At 59.3% G+C, this 13,148-nt stretch carries 11 protein-coding genes; 2 read left to right on the plus strand and 9 right to left on the minus strand.

Going from position 1 to position 13,148, the window contains the following annotated elements; all coding sequences use genetic code 11:
- The first annotated feature begins 208 nt into the window (after positions 1-208).
- The gene (locus FMN63_RS14960; protein ID WP_148584741.1) at positions 209-1,519 is read left to right on the plus strand and encodes a lipopolysaccharide biosynthesis protein; all 1,311 of its coding nucleotides are present in this window, start codon (positions 209-211) and stop codon (positions 1,517-1,519) included.
- Between the two features lie 21 nt (positions 1,520-1,540).
- Here the strand turns inward: FMN63_RS14960 and FMN63_RS14965 are convergent, their stop codons facing one another.
- From FMN63_RS14965 to FMN63_RS15005, 9 genes are all read right to left on the minus strand, one after another.
- Positions 1,541-3,994 (minus strand): glycoside hydrolase family 2 protein, encoded by a 2,454-nt coding sequence (locus FMN63_RS14965; protein ID WP_148584742.1) that lies wholly within the window; start codon positions 3,992-3,994, stop codon positions 1,541-1,543.
- Entirely contained in the window at positions 3,995-5,017 is a 1,023-nt protein-coding gene (locus FMN63_RS14970) for a DUF1839 family protein (protein ID WP_148584743.1), read from the minus strand.
- 9 nt (positions 5,018-5,026) lie between these two features.
- Positions 5,027-5,935, minus strand: a complete 909-nt coding sequence (locus FMN63_RS14975) for an amino acid--[acyl-carrier-protein] ligase (protein ID WP_148584744.1) — start codon at positions 5,933-5,935, stop codon at positions 5,027-5,029.
- A gap of 2 nt (positions 5,936-5,937) precedes the next feature.
- The gene (locus tag FMN63_RS14980; protein WP_148584745.1) at positions 5,938-7,119 is read right to left on the minus strand and encodes an acyl-CoA dehydrogenase family protein; all 1,182 of its coding nucleotides are present in this window, start codon (positions 7,117-7,119) and stop codon (positions 5,938-5,940) included.
- Between the two features lie 3 nt (positions 7,120-7,122).
- Positions 7,123-7,371 carry an acyl carrier protein gene (locus tag FMN63_RS14985; RefSeq protein WP_148584746.1) on the minus strand — a complete coding sequence of 83 codons (249 nt, stop codon included), beginning with the start codon at positions 7,369-7,371 and terminating at the stop codon, positions 7,123-7,125.
- A gap of 350 nt (positions 7,372-7,721) precedes the next feature.
- Positions 7,722-8,516, minus strand: a complete 795-nt coding sequence (locus FMN63_RS14990) for a class I SAM-dependent methyltransferase (RefSeq protein ID WP_148584747.1) — start codon at positions 8,514-8,516, stop codon at positions 7,722-7,724.
- On the minus strand, positions 8,513-9,565 hold the full coding sequence (locus FMN63_RS14995) for a glycosyltransferase family 4 protein (protein ID WP_148584748.1): 1,053 nt from the start codon (positions 9,563-9,565) through the stop codon (positions 8,513-8,515). The genes FMN63_RS14990 and FMN63_RS14995 overlap by 4 nt, the downstream gene beginning before the upstream one ends.
- A 6-nt stretch (positions 9,566-9,571) precedes the next feature.
- Positions 9,572-9,970 (minus strand): 6-pyruvoyl trahydropterin synthase family protein, encoded by a 399-nt coding sequence (locus FMN63_RS15000; RefSeq protein ID WP_148584749.1) that lies wholly within the window; start codon positions 9,968-9,970, stop codon positions 9,572-9,574.
- A gap of 39 nt (positions 9,971-10,009) precedes the next feature.
- Positions 10,010-11,032 carry a zinc-dependent alcohol dehydrogenase gene (locus FMN63_RS15005; protein WP_148584750.1) on the minus strand — a complete coding sequence of 341 codons (1,023 nt, stop codon included), beginning with the start codon at positions 11,030-11,032 and terminating at the stop codon, positions 10,010-10,012.
- Positions 11,033-11,179: 147 nt separating this feature from the next.
- Between FMN63_RS15005 and mdoH the strand changes: the two genes are divergently transcribed.
- On the plus strand, positions 11,180-12,952 hold the full coding sequence (gene mdoH, locus FMN63_RS15010) for a glucans biosynthesis glucosyltransferase MdoH (RefSeq protein ID WP_209001123.1): 1,773 nt from the start codon (positions 11,180-11,182) through the stop codon (positions 12,950-12,952).
- Positions 12,953-13,148: the final 196 nt, after the last annotated feature.

Consider the following 13,148-nt stretch of genomic DNA (forward strand, 5'->3'; position numbering starts at 1 on the left):
CCATCCTTGGCTTGGACGGGATAAAAGGAACGTTAAAATTGGTTTTGTTTGAACCCGGAAAGCCCCTATTAACGACAAGGTCAGATTTGACACATAGACATGACCTGTCCCGTCATGGTGACACAATTACTGCTCTCCGCGGACCAAGGGCCCTTTTCTCAGGCCCCCGCTGTTCACAGACCATTGGCTAACGCCTCGAGGCCTCTTCGTGTCCCAGAACTCCAGTTCGGCCCTTGAAAAGCTCAAAGCGCTCTACGGAAGGCTGCTTGCCCTGTCGCGTTTGCCGCTGGTTGCCAACACGATTTCCTACACGATCAATTTCGGTCTGCAGCTTGTCATTCAGCTTGCCTTTTTCCTGTTCATTTCGCGAGCACTCGGTCCGGAGGGATATGGTCTCTTCGTAACGATAACCAGCGTCTCCATCATGGCCGGTTTCGTGGTGGGCCTGGGCAGCGAATATCTGCTCCTTCAGCGTGTCGCGGTGGAGCCTCAGTCCTTCGGCAAGTATCTGGGCCATTCCCTCATCATGATGGGCCTGACCTTTCCGTTCGTTCTGCCGGCAACGCTTGCCGTGCTGTATTTTCTTATCGGCAGTTCCGTTCCGCTGTCGACCATCGCAATCATTTCGCTGACGGATCTGCTGTTCACGAAACTCATCATCTTGTGCGCGCAATCCTACATGGCCTTCGACCTTGCCAGAAAACAGATTGTCATCAACATCCTGGCTGCCTCGCTGAAGCTTGTGTTCCTTCTGATTGCCACCGTGTTGCCCGGCACTCTTACGCTCCATGAATGGGCCTGGTGGTTTTTCGTGTCTGGGCTGTTGTCGGCGCTTGTTTCGTGCTGGCTCGTGTTGCGCGATCTCGGCCGTCCGGTCTTCAAGCTGATCCGGGACGACATGAAACTCAGCCTGCTCTATTGCATTGAATTCCTGTCCATCGGTGGCATGAGAGACCTGGACAAGCCGGTGGTGGTTCACAATCTGGGGGCCGATGCTGGGGGCCAATACGCGGCCGGGTTCAGGATCATCGACGCGGCATCCGCTCCGGTCCGGGCGTTTCTTTATGCAACCTACACCCGTCATTTCCGGCAGGCGCAGGACGGTCAAGCAAGCAGCCTCGCATTCGGCATCAAGCTGCTGCCGGTCACGGTTTTCCTGGCTCTACCCGTTGCCGCCTTCCTGTTGCTGGTCGCAGGTTTCCTCCCCCTTGTTCTGGGCGAGGATTTCGCCGAAACGCCGATTGTCGTGATGTGCCTTGCCTTTTATCCGCTGCTTATGGGGCTGTCTGGCGTCGGGGCGGACGTCCTGCGGGCAACCGGGCGTCAACGCGTTCGCATGGCACTGCTCATCGGTACCAGCCTCCTGCTGATCCCTGTCGTCAGCCTCGGCAGCACGATAGGCGGCCTCGCCGGGGCGGCGCTTTTCCGTTTCGCGGTTCAGATCGCTCTGACCATCGGAACATGGTTCTTCATCTTATGGGCAAAGACACCGGCAGTGGCAGACGACACGGGCAAATAGGCAATAGCATCCCGCGTGGCCTCAAAAGGCGGTCCGACCTGCGAAATTCAACGCACGCAGGTGCCCCTTTGGCACTGTCTCACCGTCATCGCGGAGGTCGGCTTCTATCTGTCTCAGCCGAACCCGCCTCGTTTCGCCCGGAGCCAGATGAAACCAGTTGTCTTCCGGTTCAAACCCTGGGACATCAACTGCGACCGATTGCAGAAACCGCTTGGCGGCAATCATCAGCGACCAGTTACCGGCCTCGTCCTTGAGAACGTTTGCCTCGGGTGCATCGAAATGACGGTTATGACCCCGGCCAAGCGGGAAGTGATGCGCTTCGGAGATCGGTTCACCGGTTTGCGCATCGCAAAGACGCACCACGGTGACATCGTGCGACGGTGGGCCAAAGCGGTAGGCGTAGGTAACGTCAAAGAACGCTCCGATCAGATCGACCGCATTGAGCGTCTGCGCGCTGCGGGGCGCCAGAACAAGATCCATCTCTCCTGAAACCACCGGCACCTGGCCGTCCCTCAGGCAGGCGATACTGATCTTGACGGGCTGTTCCTGCCCCCGTTCGTTGATCACATGGATGGCCAGACCGTTGGTTCCCTCGTCACTCACACACGCCAGAACCGGCTGGAAGGCACGCTTGAGCGCATACCAGGCGGGCTTGGGCCGTCCCACCGCATCAATCAGTCCCCATCCAGCTCCGACTGTCAGGTCGGACAAGGTCCAGACCAGAGCGCCCTGACAGTTGGACGCAGGCCGCCGCCATTCGGCATATGTTTCGCCCATGACCTCGCCGGTGACCGCGCGTCCGAGTTCGAGATATCTGTCCGGGTCGCCATAGCGCAGGCTGGCAGGCTCGACGCCGTAAAGCAGCTTCAGATAGTGGTCGCGGACGTCCTCGAAATCCCAGCCGGCACCGCGGTCGCGCGGCACCCGCGCCTTCCAGCGCGGATCATGACCGGGTTTCGCCGCCAAGCCTTCCTCCAGGCTCTGCTGAACGGGAACGTTGGAAAAGGCGAGACATTCCCCTGCAAAGCGGACATCGGCTCGCCTGGCGTCTTCCAGCGGCCTCAAATAGGCCCCGACACCGTAATAATGCGCAATGCCTTCTTTGGGAGAAAACGGCAGCACCCCGCCGCAGGGCGAATTTGCCGCGTAGGGAACGTCCGGACGCAGCGCTGCGGCCATCGCCGGCAGGATCTCCTCGCACAGCGGCCCCTTCCAGCGATCTTCGGGAAGCCCCATCATGGCGCCCTGCTGGTAGATCTCGCTGCCACCGCACAAAACGGCAAGCGACGGGCAGCCCATGCTTTCCGTCAGTTGATCGCGCAGTTCCGCGTCAACTTCCTCAACGAAGACACTGTCCTTTACGGGATAATCATAATTGGCGAACTGAAAGTCCTGCCAGACCAGCAGGCCAAGTTCGTCGCAGAGCTCAAAGAAGGCACGGCTCTCGTAAAGCATCGTACCGCCGACGCGCAGCATGTTCATGCCCGCGTCCCGCGTCTTTTCCAACAGTGGACGATAGGCCTCGCGGCTGGACGGAAGGTTCAACAGGTCCGCATTGGTCCAGACGGCTCCCCGACAGAAGACGGGGTCGCCGTTGATCTTCAGGCCAAAACCACGTCCGTCAGTGCCATGTTCTGCCTCAATCCGGCGAAAGCCTGTCTTGCCGAGCGCAAAAGTGTGATCCGCGCATTCAACCGCCATGTCGTAGAGTGCAGGGTCGCCATGCGTATGCGGCATCCAGGGGGTTATGCCCTCAGGGCGGAGTGTTGCCGCATAGGTGCCATCGTCCTGACGGGACATCTTCGCCGTTGCTCCAGCGCAGATCAGCGCAGGCTCGGTCGCCACGTTTTCAAGTCTGACCGCAACCGACAGCGTGGCGCTGCCATCCGGTGCCAGATCTGCCTGAATGTGCTTTTCAACGAGGCGCGGTGCTGCTTCACGTTCCAGCCGGATCGGGCGGTATGGACCGACAGCGTGGATTTCCGGGCACCAGCCGGGCATATGGCCCAGCAGCGTGGTCCGCACCAGTCTCAGGCCCTGGCTGGTTGCCAGCTGCGGTTTCCAGCGGGCACGCGGGCCCTTCGCGTTGAGATGCGGTTCAAGCGCACGAAAGCAGATTTTCAGAACGTTGCGGCCGGTCAGTTCAACCGGAAGGCTGTACTTGCGGAACATGTTCCGGCTGGACAAAACCTCGACGTCGTTCAGGAAAACCTCGGCAATGGTTGCCAGCCCGTCCAGGCACAGGCGGTACTGCCCCGGCTCTGCGTCGAAACAGGCTTCGTACCAGACATCCTTGCCATGAAGCGGAACGGGGTTTTCCGGATCGTAGCGGCCAGCGTCCGCGAGAGAACCGGCAACGGTGCCGGGAACCTTCGCGGGGACACGATCCCGTTGATGGCCGGTTGCATGCGGCGTTTCGATAGCCCCCGGCTCCGTCAGTGACAGCGACCAGGCCCCTTCACCCAGGTCGATCATTCAAACCCCGGCAGCGCTGACGACGGGAGAAAAGCGTGTTTCCTCGTCGCCATAGTGAGCGTCGAGCAACCGCATCAGACTGTCCCAGGCGTTGACCGCGGGCAGCAGGCCTTCGTCGAGTCCCTGAAACTTCTTGCGCATGACCGCGCGCGCCAGCTTGAACTGCACCATCTTGCAGGTGGACGAAATGCTCTTGGCCATCTCAACACCCTCGGTGAGATCGGACCTTCCCTCCCTCACCAGCCAGTCAAGGTAGGACGAAAACAACTCGAAATTCGCCCCGAGCTGGCGCAGCGTGTTGAAGGCATAAAGGTGGAAGAAGCCGAACTCGCGTTCGCAGATCTTTTCGACCTGCGCCGGGAAGACTTCCGCAAAAGCGGCAATCGGGTTGTGTTCCGGTCGGCGCTTCAGGTGGTGGCGCAGCAGGCTTTCCGAAACATTCAGGATGTGAGCTGGCGTCGGCAGCGTGCCTGGAACCTTCACGAATTCCGTATATGGCAGGAACGGTGTCGCCTTTTCATGTGCACCGCGCTGAAACACTCCGTCGAAATCGTCGCCCTCCAGCCGGTGCAGGCCCAGACCGTGGAAATACTCCATTGTCTTGGCTTCAAAATCCATCCAGTTGACCGCGATCGTGGTCTTGCCGTGAGCTTCGTGATAGCCGACACCGTGCGTATCGGGCAGGAAAAAGCTGTCAACCTCAACCAGCGAGAACCGGCCCCGTTCTATCTGCTGCTGAACATGGGATTCCACCCGGTCATAGATGGCAAGCTCGGTGACCTTGAGGCCATAGAGCGCTTCCAGATCTTCCAGTGGCACCTTGAAGAAGGTGAACTGGTCACCTTCAAAGTCCTGGGTCACCGAATAGGAAAGACAGGCCTCGGCCGGCAAGCCGAGCGACGGCAACACCTCGATCCAGACATCGAGATAGCAGTTGGTTTCGGGCCAGTCCCGGTCCTGGGAATGGAGCGGACTGCGCACGTAGGTTGCCGCATTGAAGCGGTCAAACACGGCTTGCGTCATGGTCTTCCCTTATCCCCAGAGCGCGGCACGGACGCCTTCAGGCCATTTGGACGTGTCGAAGCCGTGATGGCGGAACAGCGCAAGCGCCAGACGCTCGAGACCGAAGCCGACACAGGCTGTGTGGGCGGGTGTGCCATCAGCCTGGCGGATGTTCCAGGCCTTGCCGAAATTGTCCATGTGGTAGTTGAAGCTCATGCACGCCGTCGGCTTTTCTTCCGAGGTGATGGGCACCAGCATTTCGAATTTCAGTTCCTGTTCACGCTGACCGGACGCCATGATCTTGCCGGCACGGCCGAAGAATGGGTCATTGGCCACATCAACGTTATGCGGCAGTTGCAGCCGTTCCATCATGTCCGAGCCGCGCTGTTTCCAGGTCTCGCGGAAGTCCATGGTCTGGTCGGCAGAACCGACACGCACGTATTCGCGCTGGCGGAACATCTGCATCCGGGCCGGATCCTTGGAAGGCTCGTGGCGGAAGCAGTAGGACTGCAGGGCAACGTATGCGCCTTCCGCCGGCAACGGGCCACGGCGCGACAGGATGGGATAAAGCGGATAGCAGGCAGCCGGGGTCAGTGCGACCTGGGTTGGCTTCTGGTCCTTGGACCAGTCTTCACCCGCGGCCATGCATTGCAACAGGCCCATGTGGTCATGGTCGTTGCCGCAAAAGGCATGAACGGTTCCTGCCAGCTGCGGAAAGTTCTTCATGTAGCCGCTGGTTTCGAAATCCTGCATGGTCATTCCCGGCGGGAAAACCATCGCTTCGGAAATTTCGTCCTGTCCATAAGTAAGTGCAAATTTTTCGAAACGGGCAATAACGTCTTCAAATTCGCCGCTGCGGGCATAAAGGCCGTCGACGCCGCTGTCATGCAGGACGCCTTTTGAAAAGAGCTGATCTAGAAAAGAGACTTGCGCGTCCATCATTACCCCAAAAGACTGGTGTCTTGTTTGTTGACCAAGAGCATCGTGGACGTATTGCCCAGGATACGGTCGTTGGAAATCATCAGCTGCGCCGAATGCGCGTCGCGCAGGTGGCGACCGAGGCTGAATGGCGTTCCGTTCTTGTAACCGGCGATCCCGCAGATCAACATGCACTGGTTGATGATCGTCAGGATCGTCTGCGATGTGCCAATCTTCACGTTGTTCATGGCAACGGAGAAACTCATGGCATTCAGCGCATCGCTGTTGCCCTTGCAGCCTTCGAACTGCCTCAGGCCGGCAACGACATTGGCCTTGACCAGTTGCAGCAGGCTGGACGTTTCGGCCAGGCGCAGCGCGCCCGGAGGCACCTGTCCCGGAGACTTGCGTGCGGCGGCCTTGACGAAACTCTGTGCGCGCGCAACTGCGTCAGCGGCAATGCCGTACCAGAGCGCGCCCCACAGCAGGTGAGAGACCGCCAGCATGGATTGCGCCGCGATCTCCGCGAAGGGGCGCGGCAAGGTCTGCTCGGCCGGAGCTTCTGCCTTGAAAATATAACCGTCGGAACAGGTTCCCCGCATGCCGAGCGTGTCCCATTTGCTGGTTAGCTCAAGCGTGTACTGGTCTTTCAGGAAAATGGTCGCAATCTGATCGGAATGAGCTGCATCGGCGTTCCGGCGGGACGTCACCATGATGGCATCCGCATCGGCACCATAGGAAATAACAGTCGCGTCCTTGGTGAGACGAACAGTGTCGCCTTCAACTTCGGCTGCACAGATCGAATTGCGCAAGTTGCCACCGATCCCGGCCTCACTGGTCGCCGAAGCGATCAGGAGTTGTTCGCAGCAGATCCGCTTCTGGAAAGCTTCATGCCAGGCACTGCCAACGGCGTAATCCGCCAGACTGGCAATCTGGATCTGGTGCATTGCGTAAGTCATCGCTGTTGCTGAACATGACTGTCCGAGGATCGCGCAGATGTCGGCAATCTCGGTGAGCGTTGCCCCTTCCCCGCCGAATTCTGGACGGATCATGACACCCATGAGCCGTTCCGCTTTCAAGGCATTCATGCCTTCCACGGGAAAACGGCCTTCCACATCAACCTTGTCGGCATATTCCGCGGCGACGCTGGCGGCACGTTTGGCTCGATCTGCCAACCCAATGGCAGTGATCTTGGCTGCGGCAGTCATGGATCAGGCAGCCTGCTCTTTCAGAATTTCAGTCAGTGCTGCGTCGATCTCGTCAATGGACGAGAACGATTTGCGGTTCAGCAGATGCTCCGGAAATTCGATGTCGAATTCTTCCTCGAGCGCCAGCATCACCTGGACGGACGCAAAAGACGACAGACCGGCATCATAGAGATCTGCACTGTCCGCGACATCGTCGATAGAAACCGGCAGATTGCCATGTTTCGCCAAGAGGGTCCGAATGGTCTGTTTCATTTTGTCCTTACCACTTTCTCACGGTTACGTTTGAGTCGGTCCTTGAGTGTCGAGGCATCATCTAGACCAAAAAACGATAAACTGTAATTAAAGGGCATGGTAAAAAATTACAAAAGACCAATCGTTAATGTTGATTAAGTTAAGGATTGTGCATCTGCTCAAGAAACGAGCAAATATTCGACCCGCTTAGTGATTCTTCCGCTACGTTCGCTCACCTTAGCCAGCGGAGCACCTCGTCGGCGAAAACAAGATCGTAAGAATACGTGCAGCGCCTTGGCAGCGAAAGGCGGCCAAACTGACGGACCTTAGGGAAAGCGGGCCTCATTATTAGGATTCCGGCAGACATTTCCCTACGGAAAGGCTGTGAAATCGATGTGCCCCACGGTGAGAATGAGATCCCCGGAGCTGATCTGCTCCTGCCGCAGCGACCACCATTGCGCCAGCTCCGCTTCGTTCAGCCCAACTTGCCTGCCGACATTTTGCCAGCCTGCGAGCAGCTCGCTCTGGAAATCTGCCGACGCATGGTCTGCCTGCCAATCAGACCGGCCCTCGACCACCTTGTAACCGCGATCCTGAAACAGTTCGATGGCACGCCCGGCGGCAGCCGGACCGAGTGCGGGGCCAAACCCCTTGTCGGAAAGCTGATGGGTGTTGTGCGCGTCCAGAACCGCTGCATCGAAAGAAAGCTGCGGGGCGAAGACGGCGCGCCCATCATAGGTCAGACTCGCCAGAAACGGCTTTTTCGCGCGCACAACCTGATCGACCAGACGGACGAGAAACGGCTCCGAGACCAGATCCAGAAAGGCGGATGTGGTCACCGCATCGACCTCGGCAAACGGAAGCTGTTCCAGATCCCTCGCAAGGTCGATTTGCCGCATCGTCACGCTGTCCTGCCAACGTTGGCCAGCAACGTCCAGAAGTGCTGGATCGTAGTCGGTCAGAAGCCATTCCACCGAGCTGCCGACGGAACGGCCTTTGCTGCGTGAAAGCGCCGATACGGTCGAGCCGGCTCCGCTTGCAAGGTCCAGAAAACGTAAACGGTCACTGCCGAGAGCGGCAAAAAACGCGATTTCGACAGCCTCGTTACGAGCCGCGAGATCGATCGGCTCGCGCAAGGCCAGCCATTCAGGAGAAAAACCGGTCATTGGCTGGTATCCTCTAAGAGGTTTGCAAATTGCCGTGCTGCGTCTGTCCAGTCCGGCAAGCGTTCCGCAGCCTTTCTGGCTTCAGCGCTCAATCTGTCACGCGCGCCTTGATCTGAAATCAGGGCCTCAAGAGCGCGCCGCAAGGCATCGACATCCTCGACGCCGCAGTAGATGGCGGCCCCTTCCGGCAGCGTTTCCTTTACAGCACCGCCACCGCTGCCGATCACCGGCAAACCATAGGCAAGCGCTTCCGTATAGGCCATGCCATAGCCTTCATACCGGCTCGCAAGAACGAAAATGTCAGCCGACCGGAAGAAACCAGCCAGTTCCTGCGCTTGAACGGCGCCGTGGAAGGTGACCCTGCCGGAAAGATCAAGCTCGCGGACCTGAGCCAGCAGCGCCTGGTAACAGGCAGGATCCGCTTCTAGCCCGCCGACAATATCTAGGTGCCAGGGCAGAGCCTTCAGGCTGGCCAGGGCAGACAGCAACAGGTCATAGCCCTTGCGCGGCAGCAAGGTGCCGACTGCCAGAAGCTGTATAGTGTCCTGCTCCTGGCGCTCAAATGGCTCAGGCTTGTCGGTTCCCGGCAGAACAGCCGTGATGCGATCCGGCGCGATGCCGAACAGATCTTCAACCTGCGTTCCCGTGGCAGGGCTGGTGACAATGATGTGGCGGGCGAACGCCAGCACGCTGTTCTCGCTCTGGAAAAGTGCCTCCGACTGTTCCTTTGACAGACCGTTTTCAAGGCATAGCGGGTGGTGCACCAGGGCAACCAGCTTGATCCGCTCGTGCAGCCGCTCCATGGCTTCCGACATCACACCGAGGGCCAGTCCGTCAACGACGACAAGCGATCCTTCCGGAACCGAGGACAGTTTGTATTCGGCATGGCGCAGCGTTTCGTCGGCAGGAAACGGAAAGCCTTCTCCGAGCGACACAAGATCGACGTCCCAGCCGAGTGTGCGCAACCCGGCTATGATCCTGCGATCATAGCCATAGCCACCCGTCGGTGTGTTCAGGTCGCCTGGATAGGCAAAGACAAGCGAAGGCATAACCTGTCAGATCCCGGCTTCGTACCAGGCGCGGGCGACGTGAGATTCGGAAATCGTCACGCGAATGGACTTCAGTTCTGATCCCGGACGACCCAGCCGGTCCTCTCTTGCCGCTTTGGCCAGGTGGTCATGAATGTGTTTGGTGAGGAATTCGGTCGTGGTGTTGATGCCGGCAAATTCCGGAACCTCGTCGAGGTTCTTGTAGTTCAACGGCTGCAAGACTTCTTTCAAGGCTTCATGTGCCCGGCCAATGTCGATCACCACGCCGTTGGAATCGAGGTTGTCCGCCAAGAATGCGGCATCGATGACGAAGGTGGCGCCATGCAAAGCCTGGGCCGGGCCGAACAGCTCTCCCTTGAAGGAGTGGGCAATCATGACGTGATCGCGGACTTCAACTGCAAACATATTCTCATCCTGAATTTACGAGGAAAATTGAAAGGGGGTTCAAATGACGGCCTGGCTGGTTCCGTCATAGACAACAAGGGCGGCAAGCACATCCGACGCCTTGTCCAGCAAGCCGGGTAGCTGCTCTGGCAAATCCGGAAAGGCCACCTTGTGCGTGACCAGACAATCCAGCACCGGATCGGCCAGCAGGGCAAGAGCCGTTTCCAGCCTGCGGCGGTAGGTCCAGCGGGCCTGGCGCTCCACAGGGATGGTCCCAACCTGGCTCGAGACGAGCTTCAGTCGGCGGCAGTGAAAGTCCGCTCCGAGCGGGGCCGTGACCGCATGGGCACCATACCAGCTCATTTCGACGATCGATGTGCCATCGCCGGCACAGGCGAGCGCGGTGGCCAGGCCTGCCGATGTCGCACTTGTGTGAAAGACCAGATCCTGATTGACCGGCGCATCTTCCGGCAGTGCGAATTCCAAACCAAGCGCGATGGCAACTTTCGCCCGGTCAGGGTTTGTATCTACGACGGTTACCTTTGATCCGGGCAACCGTCCGGCAACGTATGCGGTCAGGAGACCGACGACACCACCACCGACCACGCAGATGTGATCCCCAGGTGATGGTTTTCCGTCCCATAACGCATTAAGTGCCGTCTCCATATTGGCCGCTAACACGGCCCTTTCGGCGGAAACGCCTTCGGGAACCGGTACGCATGCCGTGGAAGGGAGCGCAAAGACGCTTTGATGAGGGAAGAGAGAGAATACGAGCCGACCATCGAGATCCGGATCCCCAGCGAGGACCGTGCCGACGTTTGCGTAGCCGTATTTGACCGGAAACGGAAAATCCCCTTCCTGATGCGGCGCCCGCATGCGCTGCCATTCGCTCGACGGCACATCGCCGCGAAAGACAAGGCCTTCCGTTCCCCGGCTTATCCCGCTAAAGAGCGTTTCAATCAGCACTTCGCCGGTTTTCATCTTGTCCAAGGAAACAGTCTCCAGTCCGCATCGACCGGGTTCGATGTACCACAGCGCCTGTGGTTTGCCTGTGCGCGTGGTCACCGGTGTGTCAGCGGTCATCCTCTATCCTCAGTGGTCATCAACCCTTGCCTTCGTCAACGTTAGGACATTTTGACATGCGCACTATTGCGATGATCGCTCCAATTGGAAGTCAAAATAATGTTTCGGGTCTGTGACATGCCAAAATTCACTGGATCATTTTCAACCATGACCGCACGGCGCGCCACCTTCGCTGTCCTTCTCGGGCTCAGCTTTGCCGGCCTTGCCACCTTGATGACGCTGACGCTGTCTCCAGGAGGCTACACGGCGCTCGACCTTTTCATCCTGATCTGTTTCCTCGTCACCCTGCCCTGGACCATCATCGGCTTCTGGAACGCGGTGATCGGCCTTCTCATCATGCGGCTGTCGAAAAATCCGGCCGATGCGGTCTGCCCGATCGACCATGGTGACCCCGCGCAACCGCTGCGAAGCTCGACAGCGCTGCTGTCATGCGTGCGCAACGAAGACACTGAAAGCCTGGAAACCAACCTCAACGCCATGGTGACTCACCTGATACGCGCGGGCGAAGCGGACCGGTTCACCCTTTATGTGCTGAGCGACACCAACATGGACGATGTTGCCCTTCAGGAGCAGCAGATGACAGCCCGGTTGAAGGATCGCTTCGAAGGCCAGGTGGACGTCGTCTACCGCCGGCGTACGGACAACCGCGGTTTCAAGGCTGGCAATATCGAAGATTTCTGCGATCGCTGGGGGGACCGTCACGAGTTCGCGCTTGTGCTTGATGCGGACAGCTACATGTCCGCCGAGGCCATTGTCGGCCTTGTGCGGCGTATGGAAGCCAATCCCCAACTCGGCATTCTGCAGAGCCTGGTGGTCGGCCTGCCGACGGACAGCGCCTTTGCACGAGTCTTCCAGTTCGGCATGCGGCTCGGCATGCGCTCCTACACCATCGGCAGCGCCTGGTGGCAGGGCGATTGCGGACCGTACTGGGGCCACAACGCTATTCTGCGGATCAAACCGTTTAAGGAAAGATGCCGCCTGCCGGAACTGCCGGGCAAGGGCCCGCTTTCAGGCACCATCCTTTCCCATGACCAGGTGGAAGCCGTGCTGATGCGCCGCGCCGGCTACGAGGTGCGTGTGCTGCCGCTGGAAACGGGCAGCTATGAAGCCAATCCGCCGCATCTGCTGGAGTTTATCCGCCGTGACCTGCGCTGGTGCCAGGGCAACCTGCAATACCGCCGGCTGATCGGGCTTCCCGGCCTCAAGCCTGTGAGCCGTATGCAGCTCGTGTTGGCCATCCTGATGTTTCTCGGCTCGCCCGCCTGGCTGGGCTTCATGACATCGGCGGCCGTCCTCGGCATGGTTACCGACTATATGCCCTACCGGCCAGATACCGGCGCCCTGCTCTTCTTCACGGTTCTGACGATGGTGTTCGCGCCGAAACTGGCAACGGTGGCCGATGTGCTAGCGCGGCCGGATCTGCGCAGGGCCTTTGGCGGACCAGTGCGTATCGTCCTCAGCGTTCTGGCGGAGATCGTCTATTCGGCGATGCTGGCACCGATCATGGCCGTGGCGCACTCGCTGTTCATGGGCGGGCTCCTGTTCGGCAAGACCATCGGCTGGGGTGCGCAGGCGCGCGGCGTCCAACGCCTGCCGGTGTTGCTGGCAGCGGGCAAGCTCTGGCCGCAGACACTTTTCGGGCTGGCTGGGTTCGCCTGGCTTTCCACACAGCCCATCGATCTGGTGTGGCCGGTCATTCCTGTCGCTATCGGGCCGCTGCTGGCCATTCTGATCGCTGTCGTCACGTCCACGAGAACGCTCGGCAAGATCGCGATCCGCTCCACCCTGTGGCGCATTCCTGAAGAAACAAACCCGCCTGCGGAACTGGCCGACCTGCATCTTCCGGCCCTGACCAAAGGCGCGGTTTCCGCCCCGCAGCAAGGGCTCGTCCAGGGTGATGCCAATCCGGCGAAAGCCTGAGGCGCCATACACCACATAGCGCTTCCCGGCCGCGAGCAAGGCGCAGCCGGGAACTGCTTTTGACTCCAGGGCTGCTGCAAAACTTTCTGCGTGCAATGCCAGATCTCAGAACGTCAGGCCTCTGTCCGGAAGGATCAGGAGACGAGGACACACCGGCCCTCAGCACCACTGCGATCCAGCCATTTGAACATGAGAG

The sequence above is a fragment of the Stappia sp. BW2 genome (assembly GCF_008107695.1).
Taxonomy (GTDB): domain Bacteria; phylum Pseudomonadota; class Alphaproteobacteria; order Rhizobiales; family Stappiaceae; genus Roseibium.

Bases quoted from the DNA above. Each gene is read 5' to 3' on its own strand.
- FMN63_RS14975 (WP_148584744.1), bottom strand. From the start codon at position 5,935: ATGGACGCGCAAGTCTCTTTTCTAGATCAGCTCTTTTCAAAAGGCGTC.
- mdoH (WP_209001123.1), top strand. From the start codon at position 11,180: ATGACCGCACGGCGCGCCACCTTCGCTGTCCTTCTCGGGCTCAGCTTT.
- FMN63_RS14980 (WP_148584745.1), bottom strand. From the start codon at position 7,119: ATGACTGCCGCAGCCAAGATCACTGCCATTGGGTTGGCAGATCGAGCC.
- FMN63_RS15005 (WP_148584750.1), bottom strand. From the start codon at position 11,032: ATGACCGCTGACACACCGGTGACCACGCGCACAGGCAAACCACAGGCG.
- FMN63_RS14970 (WP_148584743.1), bottom strand. From the start codon at position 5,017: ATGACGCAAGCCGTGTTTGACCGCTTCAATGCGGCAACCTACGTGCGC.
- FMN63_RS14985 (WP_148584746.1), bottom strand. From the start codon at position 7,371: ATGAAACAGACCATTCGGACCCTCTTGGCGAAACATGGCAATCTGCCG.
- FMN63_RS14990 (WP_148584747.1), bottom strand. From the start codon at position 8,516: ATGACCGGTTTTTCTCCTGAATGGCTGGCCTTGCGCGAGCCGATCGAT.
- FMN63_RS15000 (WP_148584749.1), bottom strand. From the start codon at position 9,970: ATGTTTGCAGTTGAAGTCCGCGATCACGTCATGATTGCCCACTCCTTC.
- FMN63_RS14965 (WP_148584742.1), bottom strand. From the start codon at position 3,994: ATGATCGACCTGGGTGAAGGGGCCTGGTCGCTGTCACTGACGGAGCCG.
- FMN63_RS14995 (WP_148584748.1), bottom strand. From the start codon at position 9,565: ATGCCTTCGCTTGTCTTTGCCTATCCAGGCGACCTGAACACACCGACG.